Annotated in this window: 17 protein-coding genes, 1 tRNA gene and 1 pseudogene; 8 read left to right on the top strand and 11 right to left on the bottom strand. The window is 64.4% G+C overall.

The genetic code is table 11. From position 1 onward, the window contains the following. Nucleotides 1–210 precede the first annotated feature (210 nt). From HT578_RS22345 to HT578_RS01975, 6 genes are all read left to right on the top strand, one after another. Nucleotides 211–339 carry a hypothetical protein gene (locus HT578_RS22345; RefSeq protein ID WP_277884185.1) on the top strand — a complete coding sequence of 43 codons (129 nt, stop codon included), beginning with the start codon at nt 211–213 and terminating at the stop codon, nt 337–339. Next, nucleotides 336–1,103: an IS21-like element helper ATPase IstB gene (istB, locus tag HT578_RS01995; RefSeq protein ID WP_213500153.1), complete on the top strand. Its 768-nt coding sequence runs from the start codon at nt 336–338 to the stop codon at nt 1,101–1,103. The genes HT578_RS22345 and istB overlap by 4 nt, the downstream gene beginning before the upstream one ends. A 133-nt stretch (nt 1,104–1,236) precedes the next feature. Then, entirely contained in the window at nt 1,237–1,932 is a 696-nt protein-coding gene (locus tag HT578_RS01990) for a formylglycine-generating enzyme family protein (RefSeq protein ID WP_213503941.1), read from the top strand. A 5-nt stretch (nt 1,933–1,937) separates the two neighbouring features. Continuing rightward, nucleotides 1,938–4,130 carry a xanthine dehydrogenase family protein molybdopterin-binding subunit gene (locus HT578_RS01985; protein WP_239026589.1) on the top strand — a complete coding sequence of 731 codons (2,193 nt, stop codon included), beginning with the start codon at nt 1,938–1,940 and terminating at the stop codon, nt 4,128–4,130. 14 nt (nt 4,131–4,144) lie between these two features. Next, the gene (locus HT578_RS01980) at nt 4,145–4,618 is read left to right on the top strand and encodes a (2Fe-2S)-binding protein (protein ID WP_213501878.1); all 474 of its coding nucleotides are present in this window, start codon (nt 4,145–4,147) and stop codon (nt 4,616–4,618) included. A gap of 131 nt (nt 4,619–4,749) precedes the next feature. Beyond that, nucleotides 4,750–6,225 (top strand): bifunctional aminoglycoside phosphotransferase/ATP-binding protein, encoded by a 1,476-nt coding sequence (locus HT578_RS01975; protein ID WP_213501876.1) that lies wholly within the window; start codon nt 4,750–4,752, stop codon nt 6,223–6,225. An 86-nt stretch (nt 6,226–6,311) separates the two neighbouring features. Here HT578_RS01975 and HT578_RS01970 read toward each other — a convergent pair whose 3' ends face one another. From HT578_RS01970 to HT578_RS01930, 9 genes are all read right to left on the bottom strand, one after another. Further along, nucleotides 6,312–6,491, bottom strand: a complete 180-nt coding sequence (locus HT578_RS01970) for a hypothetical protein (protein ID WP_213501874.1) — start codon at nt 6,489–6,491, stop codon at nt 6,312–6,314. Next, a complete protein-coding gene (locus tag HT578_RS01965; protein ID WP_213501872.1) occupies nt 6,488–7,267 on the bottom strand; it encodes an MBL fold metallo-hydrolase in 780 nt (259 codons plus the stop codon). The genes HT578_RS01970 and HT578_RS01965 overlap by 4 nt, the downstream gene beginning before the upstream one ends. Then, complete coding sequence (locus tag HT578_RS01960; protein ID WP_213501869.1) at nt 7,264–8,055, bottom strand: TatD family hydrolase; 792 nt, start codon at nt 8,053–8,055, stop codon at nt 7,264–7,266. The genes HT578_RS01965 and HT578_RS01960 overlap by 4 nt, the downstream gene beginning before the upstream one ends. Continuing rightward, nucleotides 8,055–9,626, bottom strand: coding sequence for a methionine--tRNA ligase (gene metG / locus HT578_RS01955; RefSeq protein WP_213501867.1), 1,572 nt, complete (start codon nt 9,624–9,626; stop codon nt 8,055–8,057). The genes HT578_RS01960 and metG overlap by 1 nt, the downstream gene beginning before the upstream one ends. 65 nt (nt 9,627–9,691) lie before the next feature. Beyond that, nucleotides 9,692–10,663: a DNA polymerase III subunit gene (locus HT578_RS01950; RefSeq protein WP_213501865.1), complete on the bottom strand. Its 972-nt coding sequence runs from the start codon at nt 10,661–10,663 to the stop codon at nt 9,692–9,694. After that, nucleotides 10,660–11,310, bottom strand: coding sequence for a dTMP kinase (gene tmk, locus HT578_RS01945; protein WP_213501863.1), 651 nt, complete (start codon nt 11,308–11,310; stop codon nt 10,660–10,662). Before tmk ends, HT578_RS01950 begins: the two co-directional genes overlap by 4 nt. Further along, entirely contained in the window at nt 11,307–12,491 is a 1,185-nt protein-coding gene (locus HT578_RS01940) for a D-alanyl-D-alanine carboxypeptidase family protein (protein ID WP_239026439.1), read from the bottom strand. The genes tmk and HT578_RS01940 overlap by 4 nt, the downstream gene beginning before the upstream one ends. Before the next feature lie 102 nt (nt 12,492–12,593). Next, complete coding sequence (locus tag HT578_RS01935; RefSeq protein WP_213501861.1) at nt 12,594–13,595, bottom strand: SPOR domain-containing protein; 1,002 nt, start codon at nt 13,593–13,595, stop codon at nt 12,594–12,596. Continuing rightward, nucleotides 13,579–14,496, bottom strand: coding sequence for a lytic murein transglycosylase (locus HT578_RS01930; protein ID WP_239026438.1), 918 nt, complete (start codon nt 14,494–14,496; stop codon nt 13,579–13,581). The genes HT578_RS01935 and HT578_RS01930 overlap by 17 nt, the downstream gene beginning before the upstream one ends. Before the next feature lie 298 nt (nt 14,497–14,794). Here HT578_RS01930 and HT578_RS01925 point away from each other — a divergent pair. Together HT578_RS01925 and HT578_RS01920 are read left to right on the top strand one after the other, a co-directional pair. Next, nucleotides 14,795–14,884: transfer RNA gene (locus tag HT578_RS01925), tRNA-Ser, on the top strand. A gap of 204 nt (nt 14,885–15,088) precedes the next feature. Further along, nucleotides 15,089–15,367, top strand: a pseudogene (locus HT578_RS01920) (IS5/IS1182 family transposase); the annotation flags it as partial. Nucleotides 15,368–15,425: 58 nt separating this feature from the next. On the opposite strand, the gene HT578_RS01915 reads toward HT578_RS01920, so the two are convergent. Then, entirely contained in the window at nt 15,426–16,496 is a 1,071-nt protein-coding gene (locus HT578_RS01915; RefSeq protein WP_213501859.1) for a phosphotransferase, read from the bottom strand. Beyond that, nucleotides 16,493–17,707 (bottom strand): acyl-CoA dehydrogenase family protein, encoded by a 1,215-nt coding sequence (locus HT578_RS01910; protein ID WP_213501857.1) that lies wholly within the window; start codon nt 17,705–17,707, stop codon nt 16,493–16,495. The genes HT578_RS01915 and HT578_RS01910 overlap by 4 nt, the downstream gene beginning before the upstream one ends. Nucleotides 17,708–17,794 lie beyond the last annotated feature (87 nt).

Raw genomic sequence — 17,794 nt, 5'->3', positions numbered from 1 at the left:
GAGCCGCGCCTTTGCAGGGCTGGGATTTGCCCGAAGCGTTCACGACACTGCAGCGGTTGATGGAAGGCCGCATGCACAAGCATGGCAGGCGTGAATATGTACAGGTGCTGCGCCTGTTGGAAACGTTCACCCTCGCCGATCTCCGGCGGCGGTGGAACAGGCCATTGATCTTGGCGCCATCGGCTTCGATGCCGTCAAGCACCTCGCCCTGTGCCGGGTCGAACGCGTACCGCCGGGCTGGACACGGACGTCTATCCCTTCCTGCCACGCACAACGGTCGAGAAGACCTTTGCCAGAGCCTATCTGAGCCTGCTCTCCGACCAGCAGGAGGCCGCATGAGCGATCAGACCCCGGAGCTTCTTCTCGCTCACAATCTCAAGGCACTCAAGCTGCCTACGTGCCTGCGAGAGCACCACAAGCTCGCCCGGCAATGTGCCGCTGAAGGCGTCGATCATATCCGCTTCCTCGCCCGCCTTGTCGAGATGGAGATGATCGACAGGGAGCGTCGTATGGTCGAGCGGCGCATCAAGGCCGCGCGCTTCCCCGCCGTCAAAAGCCTCGACAGCTTCGACTTCACCGTCATCCCGAGGCTCAACAAGATGCAGGTGCTCGAGATGGCGCGCTGCGAGTGGATCGAGCGGCGTGAGAACGCCATCGCTCTGGGGCCATCGGGCACCGGAAAGACGCACGTAGCGTTGGGGCTCGGACTGGCAGCATGCCAGAAAGGGCTGTCGGTGGGCTTCACCACTGCGGCGGCGCTGGTCAGCGAAATGATGGAGGCGCGCGACGAGCGGCGTCTCCTGCGCTTCCAGAAGCAGATGGTCGGATACAAACTGCTCATCATCGACGAACTGGGCTTCGTACCGCTCTCCAAGACCGGCGCCGAACTGCTGTTCGAGCTGATCTCCCAGCGTTACGAACGCGGCTCCACCTTGATCACCAGCAACCTGCCCTTCGACGAATGGACCGAAACCTTCGGATCCGAGCGTCTCACAGGCGCGCTCCTCGATCGCCTGACCCATCACGTCAGCATCCTCGAGATGAACGGCGAAAGCTATCGCCTCGCTCACAGCCGGGCCCGCAAGGCCAAAATCAGACCCTGAAAAGCAAGCCAATGCCGGGGGGAGTGGCCCTCGGGCTACGCCCTCACGCCACTCCCCCCGGCGTGTAACACGATGGCCTGGTTTTACGCCGCCCCATGGCCGACTTTTGCTCCGCCGTTGACAGACGGGACATATCCCTTCGGCCGATTGCCGCTCGCTCGATGCGGAAAACGGGACCGTCGCCAAGACGCCCACGGCCGATTATCGGAACCCGGGCCTTGGCGCCGGTGATGGAGCCCCGCAGATGCCGGTCGTATGCATCTCCTGGAAGGATGCGCAGGCCTATCTCTCCTGGCTGAGCACGCGAACCGGCGCGCATTACCGCCTGCCAAGCGAGGCCGAGTGGGAATATGCGGCCCGCGCCGGATCGCAGGACGACTACCCCTGGGGCACCAGCGCCGACGAGGGGTGCCGTCAGGGCAACATGCTTGACGAGGATGGTGCCGCCAGTGGCATGATCCCTGTCTTCGGAGGCCAAGCCGATGGCGATACCACCGCTTTGCCCCATGCCGCCTGCCACGATGGGCACGCCGGGGCCGCCCCTGTGGGCAGCTACGCGCCCAACGCCTTCGGGCTCCATGACATGATCGGCAATGTCTGGGAGTGGACCGAGGATTGCTATGCGGCACCCTATCCCATGGCTGTGCCGCGCGATGGTCGGCCTTACGTCGATGCCGCGGAATGCCCCTTGCGCGCGGTGCGTGGCGGCAGCTGGATCAGCACGCCATTCCGCAACCGCGTGTCCTGGCGCGGACGTGATCCAGTGGATCAGGTCACCTGGATCTTTGGCCTGCGCGTGGCACGCGATATCGAGGGAGACATCCAGTGACAGCCATGCCCGCCATTCTCAATCTGTCGCGTAGGGGCTTTGCGGGTGCGCTTGGTCTTGCTGCTGCCAGCTTCGTGCTGGGCATCCCGCGGGAAGGGCGCGCTGCCGAGGCAGAAGACGCCCCTGACGCGGCCCGTTTCGGGGCGATGCTGACCATCGATGGGGCGGGTCTCGTCCGGCTGATCGTGCCGTCCTCCGAACTGGGCCAGGGCACGCAGGAAGCGCTCGCCCGCATGGTGGCCGAGGAACTGGAATGCGACTGGGCGGCTCTCGAAGTGGAGCTTCCCTGGGCCGATCCGGCGTTTGCCAATCCTTTTTCGCGCAAGCAGATGACCGCCAACAGCACCTCGGTCATGGGCTACTACACCGCGATGCGGACCCTGGGCGCAGCGACCCGGATGATGCTCACGCGCGCCGCCGCGCAGCGCCTGGGCGCCGACGAAGGCGAACTCGTCGTATCGGCCGGTACGATTTCCCATTCGGCGAGCGGCCGCTCGCTGGGCTTTGGCGAGGTCGCGCGTGCCGCCTCGTCGCTGCCGGTCCCCGCCGAAGTTCCTCTCAAGCCGGTTTCCGAGTTCCGGATCATCGGCTCTGCGAGCGTGCGCAAGGATCTTCTGCCCAAGGTCAACGGAAGCGCGGAGTTCGGCATCGACGTGCGCGAGGAGGGCATGCTTGTCGGCGTTCCCGTGCTCGCCCCGCATCCGCACGCGACTTTCGATCTTGCCGGGCTCGATGATGCCAGGGCTCGTCCGGGCGTGCGCGCCGTGGTGCCGGTCACCGGAGGCGTCGTGGTCGTTGCCGACCGTTTCTGGAGGGCAAAGAGCGCGGCCGAGGCCATTACTCTGACGGTCACGTCATCCCCCATTGCCGGGCTCGACGATGACACCATACGATCGCGCCTGCGCGAGGCCTTTACCACGATAGAACCTCGGGTCTTTCCCGAGTTCGAGAAAGGCAGCGGCTTCCCGGGCCGTCCGATCATGCCGGACAAGCCCGCGGTCGAGGCCGCGTTTGCTCAGGCCGACCGCGTGCTCGAAGCCGAGTACGAGGTGCCGTTCCTGGCGCACGCGACGCTCGAGCCGATCTGCTGCGCCGCGCGGATGGACGCCACCAGCCTCTTCGTGCGCGGCCCGCTCCAGGACCCGGAAAGCGCCCGCGCGCTCGGCGCAAGGCTCTCAGGCGTGCCGTTTGAAGACGTGCGGGTCGAACTGACTTATGTGGGCGGCGGTTTTGGCCGCAAGTGGGGGACCGACTTCGTCGGCATTGCCATCGAGGCCGCCAAGGGCGTGCCAGGCCAGTTGGTCAAGACGATCTGGCCGCGCGAGCAGGACATGGCTTTCGACCAGTACCGCCCGGCCTTCATCGCCCGCTCACGGGCAGCCCTGGCGAAGGACGGGCGCGTTGCAGCCCTGAAGTCCGCGGTCGCCGGACAGTCGATCATGGCCTACCACGGTCGCGGCGATATCCTGGGCGACATGGCCGACCCGATGAGCGCGGGCAAGCTGGTCTACGATGCCTATGCAGAGCCTTTGCGCTATGCGGAAAGCCACCGCGTCGACATGGGCGTACCGGTCGGATTCTGGCGTTCGGTCTCGCTCTCGCAAAACACCTTCTTCATGGAGAGCTTCATTGACGAGATCGCGCTGGAAACCCGGCAGGACCCGCTGCAGCTGCGTCTGCGTCTTCTGGATGGGCATCCGCGCATTACGCCTGTCCTCACCCGCGCGGCCGAAATGATCGGCCTTGATGCGCCACGGCCGGAGGGCACCGGACGCGGCATCGCGCTGGCCTACACCGAAGCCAATTTCTGCGCAGTCGGCATCGAGGTGGCGCTTTCAGGTGAGAACCTCAGCCTCACGCGAATTGCCTGCGCGTGCGACTGCGGGCTTATGATCGATCCGGTCAGCGTGGAAGGACAGATCAGTGGCGGTATTGTCTTCGGCCTCCAGGCCGCCCTGTGGGGCGAGGTCCACTTTGCCGACGGCGCGCCCACGGCGCAGAACTTCTCCGACTATCGCCTGCCGATGATGATGGACGTGCCCCCGATCGAGGTCGCGCTCATGCCCGGCAGTGACCAGCCCGGGAATGTCGGCGAGGCTTCGACGCCCGCCGTCGCACCCGCGCTTGCCAACGCCATTGTCGATGCTGGAGGGCCGCGCATCCGCGCACTCCCCATCTCTCGCACACTCTCGATCTGAAGGACGCTCTCACGATGAAGAACCTGCTCGTAAATGGCGCTCGGCGGACGGTCGAGGTGGAAGAGGACACACCGCTGCTCTGGGTGCTGCGCGAGGATCTCGATCTACCCGGCACCAAGTACGGCTGCGGCATCGGCATGTGCGGGGCCTGCACCGTTCATGTCGATGGCATGGCCGTGCGCAGCTGCCAGATGCCGCTTGCCGCCGTGGAGGAGGGCCAAGCCATCTCCACCATCGAGTCTCTGTCGGGCCCGGACGACGAAGACGCCCTGCACCCGCTCCAGCAGGCCTGGCTCGAGGAGCAGGTGCCCCAGTGCGGCTATTGCCAGAGCGGCATGATCATGGCCGCCGCCGCGTTCCTGGCCGAAACGCCCGAGCCTGACGCCGAGACAGTCCGGGCGAGCATCACCAATCTGTGCCGCTGTGGCACCTATCCGCGCATTGAGCGGGCCATCCTCAAGGCGGCAGAGGCCATGCGCGCACCTTGATCTGGAACATGGCGTAAGCCGTCGGCCTGTGCCATCTCCGGGGCATGGATACTTGCAAAGCCGAAAGCCCCCGCGATCCGCAGGCCCGCGTGCTTGCGTTCCTGGCCGATCCCGCAACGCATGGCGAGCCGGTGGAGCGCGTCGATACGCACGGGGCCAGCGTCTTCCTCGTTTCCGACAGGGCCTACAAGCTCAAGCGTGCCGTGCGCTTCTCCTACCTCGACTTTTCGAGCTTGGACAAGCGCCACGCCGTTTGCCTGCGCGAACTGGAGTTGAACCGCCGTACCGCGCCGGGCCTCTACCTCGACGTCCTGCCGATCGTGGAGCGCGCCGACGCAAGCCTGGCATTCGGGACAGCCTCACAAAGTGGTCCCGAAGTTCTCGATTGGGTCGTCGTCATGCGTCGCTTCCAGGATCGCGATCTGCTCGCGACGATGGCGAGGGAAGGGCGGCTCAAGCCCCTGATGGTTCGCGACCTTGCCGACACTATCGCCCATTTTCATCAGCACGACGCCCATTCCGTACAGGACGACGGCGTGACCCGTGTGCGCCGGGTGATCGAAGGCAATCGGCAGAGCATGGCGGCTACAGGCACCGAAATTCTCGATCCTGAGGCGTGCCAGGCCTTGCTGGAAGAGAGCCTCGCCGAACTGGAACGCGTAAGCCCGCTCCTGCAGGCCCGCGCGGCCAAAGGTTGGGTACGGCATGGGCACGGGGACCTCCATCTTGGCAACATCTGCATGTGGGAAGGGCGCCCGACACCGTTCGACTGCCTTGAATTCAATGATGAATTTGCGATCAGTGACGTGCTTTACGATCTTGCCTTCGCAGTCATGGACCTCTGGCATCGTGGCCATCACGACCTCGCCTCACTGCTGACCAATCGCTATCTCGACCGGGTGGACATGGAAGCGGATGCGCCGGCCTTGTTCCCCTTGTTTCTTTCGATGCGCGCGGCCGTTCGTGCGCATGTGCTTGCAACACAGGCAACGCAGACGCGTGACGAGGAGAGGGGGCTTGCGCTTCAGCAAGAGGCCCGGAGCTATCTGAAGGCAGCTCGGGATTTCCTGACCCCGTCATCGGCGCGTCTTGTTGCTGTGGGTGGCTTCTCGGGTACGGGAAAGTCCACGCTCGCGGCGCACCTTGCTCCGGAATTGGGAGCCGTGCCCGGCGCGCGTTGGCTGCGCACGGATGTCCTGCGCAAGAAATTGGCCGGTGTCGCGCCTGAGACCCGTCTGCCAGAATCGGCTTACAGCCGGGCAAATTCCGACGCCGTCTATGTCCGGCTTCTGACCCTGGCCGAGCAGACCTTGCAGGCCGGAAGCAGCGTCATCCTGGATGGTGTCTTCGCGCGCGCAAGTGAGCGCCAGGCCTTGGCGGAACTCGCGGACAAGATCGGTGTGCCATTCGATGGACTGTGGCTCGAGGCATCACGAGAGGTCCTTCGCCATCGGATCGAAGGACGGGTCAACGACGCTTCGGACGCGGATGTCGAGGTGCTCGACCGCCAACTCCAGATGGATCCGGGCGATCTCACAGACTGGCATTGCGTTCGCGCCGAAGGATCACCGCAGGATGTCGCAGAAGCCGCGCGAAGGGCTCTTTGATCCGGAGGTACGTTGAGATAGATAATATATATTATGTTAAATTAATCCGGTGGGGCGAAGCCGGATTTCGGGAAAATGACCTGCGATCACGCCCCGGAACCAAATACCTGAATCACCAGAACCAGGCCAACGATCAGGACGGCCCAGATCAGCGCCAGACGGATGAAGCGTGCTGGCCCCAATTCCCGAAGCCCCGAGTGCTGACTGACAAGCAGCAGACAGCACCCGATGGCAACGATGGACGTCAGAGTCGCCATCAGGTTCACGGCACGAGCACCATGCCATCGTAAGCGACTTCGACACCTTTGGGCACTTCACCCGAAAGCGTGGCGTAATCCATGCTCTTGTCGAGATGCGTCAGGACAGTGCGACCGACACCGGCCCGCTCAGCCAATTCGAGCGACATGCCCAGATGCGCATGGGTCGGATGGGGATCGCGCCGCAGGCAGTCCACGACAAGGAGATCGGCGTCTTCACAAAGGTCTACCATGTCCCTCGTAATTTCACTGAAGTCCGTCATGTAACACACGGATTTTCCGTCACAATCGAACCGGAAACCCGTCGACTGTGCCGGGCCGTGCGGCATTTGTGTGTGTTCGACACGGTAGCCTTCGCACAGCCTCAGGTTGTCCAGGTTTTCCAATGAGACGAGCGTTGGATACCCGAACTGGCCCGCAAAGACGTACCCGAAGCGCTGGCGCAGGCGGCGCACGGTTTCGGAGGCCGCGAAGCCGGAAATCGGACCGGCACGGCCATAGCGCAGCGGGCGAAGGTCATCGATGCCGTGGCAATGATCGGCGTGATCGTGGGTCCAGAAGACCGCATCGAGGCGATGCACGTCATTGGCCAGAAGCTGCGCACGCAGATCGGTGGGGGTGTCTACCAGAATGCGCTTGCCCGCATCGCTCTCGAGCAGGATCGCAACACGGGTGCGGCGGTTCTTCGGTTCCTTGGGGTCGCAATGCCCCCAGTCGGCGCCAAACTCACCGCCCAGACGCGGAACGCCCGTGGATGTGCCGCAACCAAGAATTGTGACCTTCATGCGCCCTGCTCCACCGGGCTTGCCTTGGTGAACAGGGCAAAGAAGTTGCGGGTGGTGTTTGCGCCGAGTTCCTCAAGGCTCTCGCCGCGAAGATCCGCGACGAAACGCGCGGTGTCCGCCGTGAAGGCCGGCTCGCACTTGCGGCCCCGGTGCGGGATAGGCGCCAGGAACGGGGAATCCGTTTCCACCAGCAGCCGGTCGGACGGTACATCCTTCGCAAAGGCCTGGAGGTCCTTGGCGTTCTTGAAAGTCACGATGCCCGACAGGCTGATCGTGAGACCAAGATCAAGAACGGTTCGGCCGAACTCGGCGCTGGCCGTGAAGCAGTGGATCAGCGCCGGAAACGGGCCCTTCTCCATCTCCTCGCGGAGGATACGGGCGGTGTCCTCTTCGGCATCGCGGGTGTGGATGATGATCGGCAGGCCCGTCGCTCGCGCCACACCGATGTGCGTGCGGAACAGGTCCTGCTGCACCTCCCGGTCCGACTTGTCGTAATAGTAGTCGAGCCCGGTTTCACCGATCGCGATCACGCGCGGATGGGCCGCAGCTTCCAGCAGCGCGGCAGCGCCGAGGTCGGCGTGGGCGTCGGCTTCATGCGGGTGGATGCCGACAGACGCCCAGACATCGGGCTCGCGCTCGGCTGTTCCGACCACCCTCTCCCACTCGCTGCGGCGGGTGGAAATGTTGAGGAAGCCCTTGATGCCGGCCGCACGGGCGCGGTCGAGAACACCGTTCTGGTCCTCGACCACGCCTTCGTATTCGAGATGGCAGTGGGAATCGATGAGCATCAGGCCGCGTCACCTTCGGCCTGATCGTCGGGCAGTTCAAGACGCGGGAACACACCCTGCGGCTTTTCGACGGCATAGTCCGACGCGGCCAGAACCGCGAACCAGTCGCTCTTCTCCAACGCCTCATAGCCGCGCGCATCGGCGGCGACGCCCATCTGGTCGAGCAGCGCATCGATGGCGCTGGGAACCACCGGACGAACCGCGATGGCCAGATCGCGCACCACCTGGAAGAGGGTCATCAGGACAGCCTCCATACGCGCCGGATCGGTCTTGCGCAGGGCCCAGGGCGCCTGTTCGTCGACATACTGGTTGCAGGCGAAGACCGCCTTCATCCAGGCATCAAGACCATCGCTGAAGGCAAGGTCCATGAACGCCTTGCGCATGTTGGAAATGCCCGAGGCAACCGCTTCGAAAAGCGCCACGTCCGCGTCAGATTTCTCCAAATCGGACTTAATTTCACCGCCCATGTTCTTGAAAATCATGGACAAGCTGCGCTGGGCCAGGTTGCCGAAGCTGTTGGCGAGCTCGGCGTTGCAGCGCGTGACAATGGCTTCGGGCGACCACGAGCCGTCCTGTCCGAAGGCCACTTCGCGCAGGAAGAAATAGCGCAGCGTATCGACACCGAAGGTCTCGGCCAGCGCGATGGGATCGGTCACGTTGCCGACCGACTTCGATTCCTTCTGGCCGCGGTTCAAGAGGAAGCCGTGGCCGAAGACCTGCTGCGGCACGGGTACGTCCGCGCTCATCAGAAACGCGGGCCAATAGACCGTGTGGAAGCGCACGATGTCCTTGCCGATAAGGTGCAGGCTCGCGGGCCAGTAGCGGGCGTAGTCGCCTTCCTCGTTCGGGAAACCCAGGCCGGTCAGGTAGTTGGTCAGGGCATCGACCCAGACATACATGACGTGGTTGTCCGAGCCGGGAACCTTCACACCCCAATCGAAACTGGTGCGGGAGATCGAGAGGTCGCGAAGGCCACCTTCCACGAAGCGGGCGATCTCGTTGCGGCGGCTTTCCGGTCGGATGAAGTCGCCGCTGTTGTAGAGCTCGAGCAGCTTGTCCTCGTACCTGGACAGGCGGAAGAACCACGATTCCTCGACGGTCCACTCCACCGGCGTGCCCTGCGGAGAGAGCTTGGCGCCCCCTTCCCCTTCGACGAGCTCACTTTCGTCGTAATAGGCCTCGTCGCGGACCGAGTACCAGCCCTCGTAGCGGTCGAGATAGAGGTCGCCCTTGGCTTCCATCCGGCGCCACAGTTCCTGCGTCGCCTCGTGATGGCGCGGCTCGGTGGTACGGATAAATACGTCATAATCGACGTTGAGAGCGTCGCACATCTCCCGGAAATATCCGGACATTTCCGTAGCAAGTTCTGCGGGGGTCGTCCCGAGATCACGCGCCTTCTGCATCATCTTGAGGCCGTGTTCGTCGGTGCCGGTCTGGAGACGGACATCGAAGCCTTCGGCCTTGCGATGGCGGGCAATCACGTCGGCGGCAATCGCCTCGTAGGCGTGGCCGATGTGGGGCTTGCCGTTGGGGTAGGAAATGGCGGTGGTGATGTAATAAGGCTCGCCCATGGCGGCGTCACACTTTCTGTGTCCGGAGTGAATGAAGGCCGTGCGTTCGTCGGGCCCGAGGTGTCCTAGGCCCGACGTTCTCTAGGCATTGCCGAGGACGCCAGCAACCCGCCAATCTCCATTATGAGGACACCGGCGTCGAAATTGTAGGTCGGCGCGCGCACCAGAAGCTGGCTGAGGCTCTGGTAGGCCTCGATGATCGCGAGTTGCTGGTGCCCTGCGGTCTCGCCCAGTTGCGCGAGGAGTACGGCACGCGCCAGTTCAATGGCGGCGAGCTGGCGATCCCGCGTAGGCCGCATGCCCATTTCCCGCGATAGGCCGCCACGCAGCGCATAGTCACGGTCTCCGTTCTGGAGGATCCGCACCATCAGATCGTGGATCGCACCCAGGTCTTGCGCCACGAAGGTCCGGGCAAGGCCGGGCGAGCCCTGGGCCGCGCGAATGGCCGCTTGCCGGGCCGCTTCGTCCGCCTCGGGGGCCTCACGCACGAGCATGGCGCCCAGCGCGTCCTCATTGAGCGGAGCAAAGCGCAGGACCCGGCAGCGCGAGCGTACGGTGGGCAGAAGACGTCCAGGCTGGTGGGCAAGCAGCAGGAAATAAGTCCCGGCAGGCGGTTCCTCCAGCACCTTGAGAAGCGCGTTGACGGCGCCCTTCTCCAGATCGTCGGCCGGATCGACGATGATCGCGCGACGATCGCCGAGCGTCGGGCGCGTCGCGAGCTTGCGGATCATCTCGCGCACCTGGTCGACCGAGATGTTGCGCTTGGTCTGGTAGGGCTTGCCGTCCGCCTTTTTCTTGGCGTCATCGTCGCTTGCGGGAAGCGGGGTCAGGATATGAATGTCGGGGTGCGCTTCCGCGTCGATTTCACTACCTGGCAGATGGCCGACCAGTTCGCTGGCGGCCGCGCGCGCAAAGGCTTTCTTGCCAAGACCTCGCGCCCCGGCAAGCAGCCAGGCATGGTGCATGCGCTGCGAGCCGAGGGCGCGCATCCATTCCTGCCAGGCGGCATCCTGGCCCCAGAAATCGCCCGTCGTCATTTTTCCGCTCCTTCGCACAAAGGCGCGATGGCCGCGAGAATGCGGGCGTGGATCTGCTCGGGCGTGCCGTTGCCGTCAATGCGTGCGAAACGCGCCTCATCGGCATCGGCCAGCGCGCGGAACGTAGCCGCGACACGGTCGTGGTAGGCCTGTTCGCGCCCGCCGATCCGGTCCGATCCTTCGGTGTCGCGCAAGGCCAGGCGCCGCACCACTTCCTCGGCGGCGACTTCGACCAGCAAGGTGAGATCCGGCAGCAGCCCTTCGCTTCCGAATGCATGGAGCGTCAGGAGATCCACGTCGGAGACGCCCCCTCCTCCGCCCTGATAGGCACGACTGGAATCGAGATACCGGTCACAGACAACCCACGCTCCCCGCTCCAGCGCCGGACGGATCAATCGCGCGACGTGATCGGCCCGGGCCGCGGCAAAGAGCAGTGCCTCGGCGCGTGCCCCCCAGCCCGCAGTATCGCCTTCAACGCCGTTGAGAAGAAGGCTGCGAATGGCTTCGGCGCCCGCAGTTCCACCCGGTTCCCGGGTCGTGATGACCTCGAGCCCGCGTGCCCGCAGGGCTTCGGCCAGGAGCCGGGCCTGGGTCGACTTGCCGGCCCCTTCCCCGCCTTCGAGCGCTATGAATCGTCCAGTGGTCATCGGAAGATGTTGATAAGCCCGTTGCGCAGCCTGTCCAGCGTACCGGCCTTGGCGACGTCAGCCCCGGCGAACAGCGGCACGCGTCCGGGGGCAAGTCCTTCGACCGCGATTTCCAGATCGCCCACCCGGTCGCCCTTGGTCACCGGTGCCTTCAGCGGCCCCTGGTAGTGGACCGTCAGCGTCACCTTGCGTCCTGGCGCATTGGCGGGAAGCGTCGCATGCACCTCGCGGTCGGTAACCAGCGGAACCGACAGTTCGGCACCGTCCTGGACCTGGGCGTCGGTCACGCTCTGTCCCATGTCGAAGAGATGGCGCGCGCTCCAGTCGGAGAAACCCCATTCCAGAAGGTTGCGCGCGGCGGCGTCGCGGATGCGGAAGGTTGGCGATCCGGCGAGCACCATGACGAGGCGGCGCCCCTCGCGCTCGGCCGTGCCGACGAAGTTGTAGCCCGCCTCCAGCGTGTAGCCGGTCTTGATGCCGTCCGCGCCGGGCACGATGCCCACCGTGGGATCGTGGCTGCGCATGACGACATCGCGCCACTGGTACTGCTTTACGCCCGAAAACTCCCGGTAGAGTTTGGGATGGCGCATGATCATGGCATCGGCCAGTTTCACCATGTCGCTGGCGGTGACGTAGGTCTGGCCCTCGTCCATCCAGCCATTGGGCGTGTTGTAATGGCTGCGGCTCATGCCGATGCGCTTTGCGGCCGCGTTCATCATCTCGACCCAGGCTGACACGCTTCCAGCATAGCCCTTGGCCAGTACGATGCAGGCATCGTTGCCCGATGCCGTCATCACGCCGTGGAGCAGTTCCTCGGTCGTGGGGCGGTCGTTGCGGGTGATGTACATGGTCGAGCCCTTGGCCCACCATTCCTTCTCCGTTTCCGGATCCATCTGGAAGCGCCGGTCCAGTGGCAGGCGCCCCGCATCGATCTCCTCGAAAGCGACGAACGCGGTCATCACCTTGGTCACCGATGCGGGCAGGAAGGGAATGTCCGGCCGACGCTGTTCGAGGACCTGCCCCGATCCCAGATCGACGAGCATGCTGACGGGGATCTGGCCCAGTTCCTCGGGCGGCTTCGGGTTGCTGGTGGCGGCATGGACCTGCGTGGCCGCGGCCAGCGCGACCCCCATGGCAAGCACGGCACGTGGCGCGCGTGCAAACGAACGATAGGACTTCAAGATCCGCTTCTCCGGCGCGCCCTGTCCCGGCGCTATGCTAGGCCTTTTGCAAAGGGAGAACGGCGAAGCTTGCCGCCAGGCGAGCGACCCTGACTTCTCGCGTCAGTCCCGATGCAGGATTCGGGCCTCGTTATAGCCAGCCTTGCGCGCTGTCTCCAGCGCCGCTCCCGCTTTTGCACGGTTGTCAAAGGGCCCCATGCGCACGAGCCAGAGGCGGGCCGGCTTCTCGACGAAGCCACCGAGTTCCTGCGCGAGCTTGCGGGCATTGGGTTCGACCGAAAAGGCCCCTACCTGCACCACGAAACCGGATGCTGCGGACGCGACAGGGGCTTTCGCAGGAGACGGCGCGACCGGTTCAGGCGCAGCGGGCTTCACCGATGCCGTCGATGAGGGAGCCGTAGCGCTTGTCTCTGGCGTCAGGCCGGGCTCCGTCGCGACCTTGGGCTGCGCAGCGGGCGCCGGAAACGCAGTGGCGAACGACCTGGCACCGCCCTGCCCCATCATCCCGGGCGACAGCTTGGGCGGCGTAGGCGGGGTCGAGGGGGGAGGCAGCAGCGGCGATTGCCCGGCCAGCTTCTTGCGCAGCACTTCGAGAAGGCCCTGGGGCGTATCCATCCGGCGTGGAGCCTCTCCGCCCTGGCGAAGCGCCGCACGCTCGGGTTCGGGAGGATTGACGCGGCGCACCCGGACCGGGGTATCGGAGCCGGGAGAAATGCCCAGTTGCTGCGCCGCCCCGCGCGAAAGTTCGATCAGCCGGGAGTTGGCCATCGGTCCGCGCTCTTCCAGGCGCACGAGGATGGTGTGCCCGCTTTGCAGGTCGGTGACTTCGACATAGCTGGGAAGCGGCAGCGTCTTGTGCGCCGCCGTGATGCCAGAGGTGTCTGCCTGTGCCACCGACGCCACGCCGACCGCATCGTAATTGAGCTGGTCCCGGGGCGTCCAGACGGTCCCGTCGATGGTGAACGGCTCTCCGATCACCATCGGGTAATCGGCCGCGGGGCCGGTCCGCGCGGAATGGGTGTCCTGCGCCTGGACATGCGGAGCAAGGATGCTCCCCGCAAGTCCTCCAAACAGCGCCAGCGTACGCTTAACGGGCAATCTCATCTGCAAGCAATCCGACCGAGAGGGCGTAATAGTTCGAGCAGTTGTACTGCAGGATCACCCGATAATTCCCGGTTAACAGGTAGGCTGGCGTGCCCGGGCCGTCCGGTTGGAACAGCGAGGCGAGCACATCGTCGCCCAGTGCGGATTGTGGCTGAACGCCAAGCGCCTTCCACTGTGAAACCGGCATCCACTGCGAATGGCGAGCATGAACCCGGTCGCAGGTGGGGGCCTCGAGCTTGGTTTCATAGCGTTCGGGCGAGAAACCGGAGGGCACCGATGCGCGCACGCCCCAAGGGCGCCCTGGCCGCCAACCCGCGTCCTGGAAATAGCGCGCAATCGAGGCCAGCGTGTCCGCCGAACTGTTGAAGATGTCGATGGTGCCGTTGCCGTCGCCATCGGTGGCGAGGCGCAGGTAGACGCTGGGCAGGAACTGGGGATTGCCGATGGCCCCGGCCCAGCTTCCCTTCAGCGTGGAGGCCGGCACCCCCCTGTCGATCATCTTCATGAGCGCAATGAGTTCGCCCTCGAACAATTCGCGGCGGCGTCCCTCCCAGGCCAGCGTCGCCAGCGAGCGCGCGGTGTCGAAATTGCCGGTGTAGCCGCCGTAGTTCGTTTCATGCCCCCAGATCGCGAAAAGCACGGACGCCGGGACGCCATAGCGTCGCTCGATCCCCGGCAGGATCGAGGCCAGCCCCTGGTATTTGGCGCGCCCACGCGAAATGATGGAGGAACCCAGATGCCGCGAAAGATAGCCGGACATGGGCGGCGGTGTGTTTGAACGCCCGGGTTGCGCCGTGTCGAGTTCGATCACGCGCGGGTTCGGGGTCAGCCCGCTCAGGGTCCGCGAAATTGTCGCCTCGCTGACACCCTCGCTCCGGGCATGCCGTGCCACGGTCTCCATGTACGCCGGGAAACTCTCCGACTGGGCACAGGCCGTGACACTGGGAAGTGAAGCAAGCGTCACCGTCGCTATGAGAGCGAGGGGGGCAGAGCGAAGGGTGCGGAATCGGAATTTCATTGCCCTTGGTTTTCGCACAAGGCTTTGCGTTTGCAAACCGGCCCACCGCGCCTTCCCACGCAAATTGCCGCATGCCACAAGGCTTTGGTCGTGCAACAGCGCCATCATCAGGCTGCAACGCCAATCTCGCACAATTCCATCTTGCACTCCGCGCACGTTTCTCTATGCGCAGGTCCAGTGCGGACAGGTGGCCGAGTGGTTTAAGGCAGCGGTCTTGAAAACCGCCGTGGGTGCAAGCTCACCGTGGGTTCGAATCCCACCCTGTCCGCCAATTACCGCTCTTCTCATGTCCACCTGAACACCGAAAAGTACAAGGGTTTCATTGGCTTGATGGGTGATTCGCGTCCTTCTGCATCCAACCCCATCCACCTGTGACCGATTGGAAATGTGGGGAAGCCCTCCTCCGCAACGGCTGTAAAGGCAGCCCGGCGTCCAGCCGATCGAAGTCGCGTGCCATGATGCGTTCGCCCAGGAGCTTGAAGCCCGCGCCACCGAAGTGACCGGAAGCCTGGTCGGCGATGTGCCCATGTTTCCACAACTGCGGGAACAGATCCCTCACGATCACGCCATTGCGACCGTTAGCGCCGATGGCGCCTTTGGCACTAGGGCCTGGCCCGAGAGCACGCCGGGCGTTGCAGCCCGCAATGAAATCGCTCGCTCGAGGCGGCAACAGCGCAGTCTGGTCGAGACAAAAATGCATTGCTTCAAGCCGCTGGGAGAACGGATCACAGCGCGCGACCTCGACCGTAATCTTCTGGCTCTGATCAACGAAGCCTGAGCCCAGGCTTGCGGAGCCGTTCTTTCCGAACCTGTTAAGCCAGGGCGTCGTCCATTGCCTCGCACGCCAGTCGCGCCAGCCTCGGGAAGGCTTCGGCGCGGGTAATCGCCTGGGCATTCGCGGCCGTTCCGCGCAGTACGCGTCCCTTGATTCCGTGAAAAATTGCGGCGAGGCGGAACAATTGGAAGGTCATGTAGAAGCGCCAATCGGCAATGTGTTCACGTCCCATGCGGGTGCAATAGGCCTCCACGAAGCTCTTTTCGTCGGGAATGTTGAGTGCGGCGAGATCCGCGCCCCTGAGACCAGCGACGATGTCCGGCGGCATGCGATACATCATCGCGGCATAGGCGAAATCGGCAAGCGGATGCCCGAGCGTTGACAGCTCCCAGTCAAGGACCGCGATCACGCGTGGTTCGGTGGGATGGAAAATCATGTTGTCACAGCGAAAATCGCCGTGGACGAGCGTGGTCTCATCGCCCTCGGGAATGTGGGCGGGCAACCATTCGATGAGCCTGTCCATGTCCGCATTGCGCCCCGCGGCCGGATCGGCGAGATACTGTTTCGACCAGCGTCCGATCTGGCGCGCGAAATAATTGCCGGGCTTGCCGTAATCGCCGAGCCCGAGCCCTTCGTAGTCGACCTGGTGCAGAGCAGCCAAAGTCGCATTCATCGCGTCGAAGTAAAGTGGCCGCTCCTCGCGCGAGACTTCGGGAAACGTCGCGTCCCAGAATATGCGTCCCTCGACGAGGTCCATCACGAAGAACCAGGTCCCGATGACGGTATCGTCGGTGCAAATGCCATGGACGCGGGGGACAGGGAAACCTGTGGGGCCGAGCGCGGCCATGACCCTGGCCTCGCGCTCCACCGCGTGGGCCCCCTTGAGGATCTCGCCGGGAGGCTTGCGGCGCAGCACGTAGCGAGCGTCCGGCGTCGTCAGCTGGTAGGTCGGGTTTGACTGTCCCCCGCGGAACTGCGCGATCGAAAGCGGGCCCGCGTACCCCTCGACGTGCGCGCGCATCCAGGAATCGAGCCGGTCAAGATCAATCTCGTAGCCGGGCCGGACCGGGGTGGTTCCACTGTTGGCGACCGCGATACTGTCGGTCATGCACGCACCTGCCCCGCATCCGCGACCTGCGCCTCACGCCATTCCCGCTTGATCTTCTTGGCGAGCGACCACTTGTGAACTTCGGTCGGACCATCGTAGACGCGGAAGGCGCGTACCTCACGGAAGATCTGTTCGACCACGGTCTTGTCGGTCAGGCCGTTCCCGCCCATGACCTGCACGCAATTGTCCGCGATCCGCATCAGCGCCTCGGACACGGCAACCTTGGCCATCGAGCTTTCCTGCGTGCCGAGCCCGCCTTCGTCGAGCACGCTCGCGCACCATTCGATCATAAGCTGCGCCTGTTTGAGATCGATGCGGTTCTGCGCGAGCAGGAAGCCCACGCCCTCGTGATCGATCAGCGTCTTGCCGAAGGCCTCACGGCGGCAGGCGTAGTCGGTTGCGATTTCCTGTGCGCGGATGCAGCAGCCAAGCCAGCGCATGCAGTGGGAGAGGCGGGCCGGGCTGAGCCTGACCTGTGCATAGCGAAAGCCCTCCCCGGCCTCCCCCAGCATCTGGTCAGCCGGAACACGCAGGTCCTTGATCTCCACGGTCGCGTGCGAACCGGGCATCGAGGTGTCTATGGTATTGGGCACATCGACGATGCGGATGGCCGGATCGGGCAAGTCGACGAGGAACATGCAGGCTCCACCCGCACTGTCGGGATCCTCGGACTTGGCCATGACGATCCCCACCCGCGCCCCGTCGGCGCCGGTGATAAAGGCTTTGCGGCCGTTGATGATCCAATGGTTGCCGTCCTTGCGGCAAGTGGTCTTCATCATCATCGGATCCGATCCGGCTCCGCCCCACTCGGCCGGTTCGGTCATGAAGAAGGCGCTGCGCGCCTCTCCCGAGACCAGCGGCGCGAGGAAGCGCTCCTTGAGATGGGGCGCGGCGACGTGCCCGAGAAGATACATGTTGCCTTCGTCGGGCGCCATCGTGTTGAGCGCAACAGGTCCAAGCGGAGACAGCCCCGAACGGATGAGGACGTAGGCTGTCCCCTCCTGCGTGAGGTGCGCGCCATCCGGCAGAATATGCGGCGTCATCAGGCCTTCGGCCCGTGCGAGGGCGCGCAATTCGCGCACGAGTTCCTCGGTGGGGGCGCCATGGTGGTCACGACGCGGGTCGCTTTCGTAGGGAATGATCGTCGTGCGAACGAAGGCTTCCACCTTCTCGCCGATTGCCCATGCCGGATCGTCCGCCTTCAATGCCATTGTCCTCGAACCCATTTTTCATCTGCCCCGGTGGCCCGGGCGCGTGTCCATGGCGAGGGGATAGACACTCCCGCAAGGGCCTCGCCC

The sequence above is a fragment of the Novosphingobium decolorationis genome, assembly GCF_018417475.1.
GTDB classification, from domain to species: Bacteria; Pseudomonadota; Alphaproteobacteria; order Sphingomonadales; family Sphingomonadaceae; genus Novosphingobium; species Novosphingobium decolorationis.
This window is presented reverse-complemented; position numbering and strand designations above follow the sequence as displayed.

Bases quoted from the DNA above. Each gene is read 5' to 3' on its own strand.
- istB (WP_213500153.1), top strand. From the start codon at position 336: ATGAGCGATCAGACCCCGGAGCTTCTTCTCGCTCACAATCTCAAGGCA.
- HT578_RS01985 (WP_239026589.1), top strand. From the start codon at position 1,938: ATGCCCGCCATTCTCAATCTGTCGCGTAGGGGCTTTGCGGGTGCGCTT.
- HT578_RS01980 (WP_213501878.1), top strand. From the start codon at position 4,145: ATGAAGAACCTGCTCGTAAATGGCGCTCGGCGGACGGTCGAGGTGGAA.
- HT578_RS01965 (WP_213501872.1), bottom strand. From the start codon at position 7,267: ATGAAGGTCACAATTCTTGGTTGCGGCACATCCACGGGCGTTCCGCGT.
- HT578_RS01960 (WP_213501869.1), bottom strand. From the start codon at position 8,055: ATGCTCATCGATTCCCACTGCCATCTCGAATACGAAGGCGTGGTCGAG.
- metG (WP_213501867.1), bottom strand. From the start codon at position 9,626: ATGGGCGAGCCTTATTACATCACCACCGCCATTTCCTACCCCAACGGC.
- HT578_RS01950 (WP_213501865.1), bottom strand. From the start codon at position 10,663: ATGACGACGGGCGATTTCTGGGGCCAGGATGCCGCCTGGCAGGAATGG.
- tmk (WP_213501863.1), bottom strand. From the start codon at position 11,310: ATGACCACTGGACGATTCATAGCGCTCGAAGGCGGGGAAGGGGCCGGC.
- HT578_RS01935 (WP_213501861.1), bottom strand. From the start codon at position 13,595: ATGAGATTGCCCGTTAAGCGTACGCTGGCGCTGTTTGGAGGACTTGCG.
- HT578_RS01930 (WP_239026438.1), bottom strand. From the start codon at position 14,496: ATGGAGACCGTGGCACGGCATGCCCGGAGCGAGGGTGTCAGCGAGGCG.
- HT578_RS01915 (WP_213501859.1), bottom strand. From the start codon at position 16,496: ATGACCGACAGTATCGCGGTCGCCAACAGTGGAACCACCCCGGTCCGG.
- HT578_RS01910 (WP_213501857.1), bottom strand. From the start codon at position 17,707: ATGGCATTGAAGGCGGACGATCCGGCATGGGCAATCGGCGAGAAGGTG.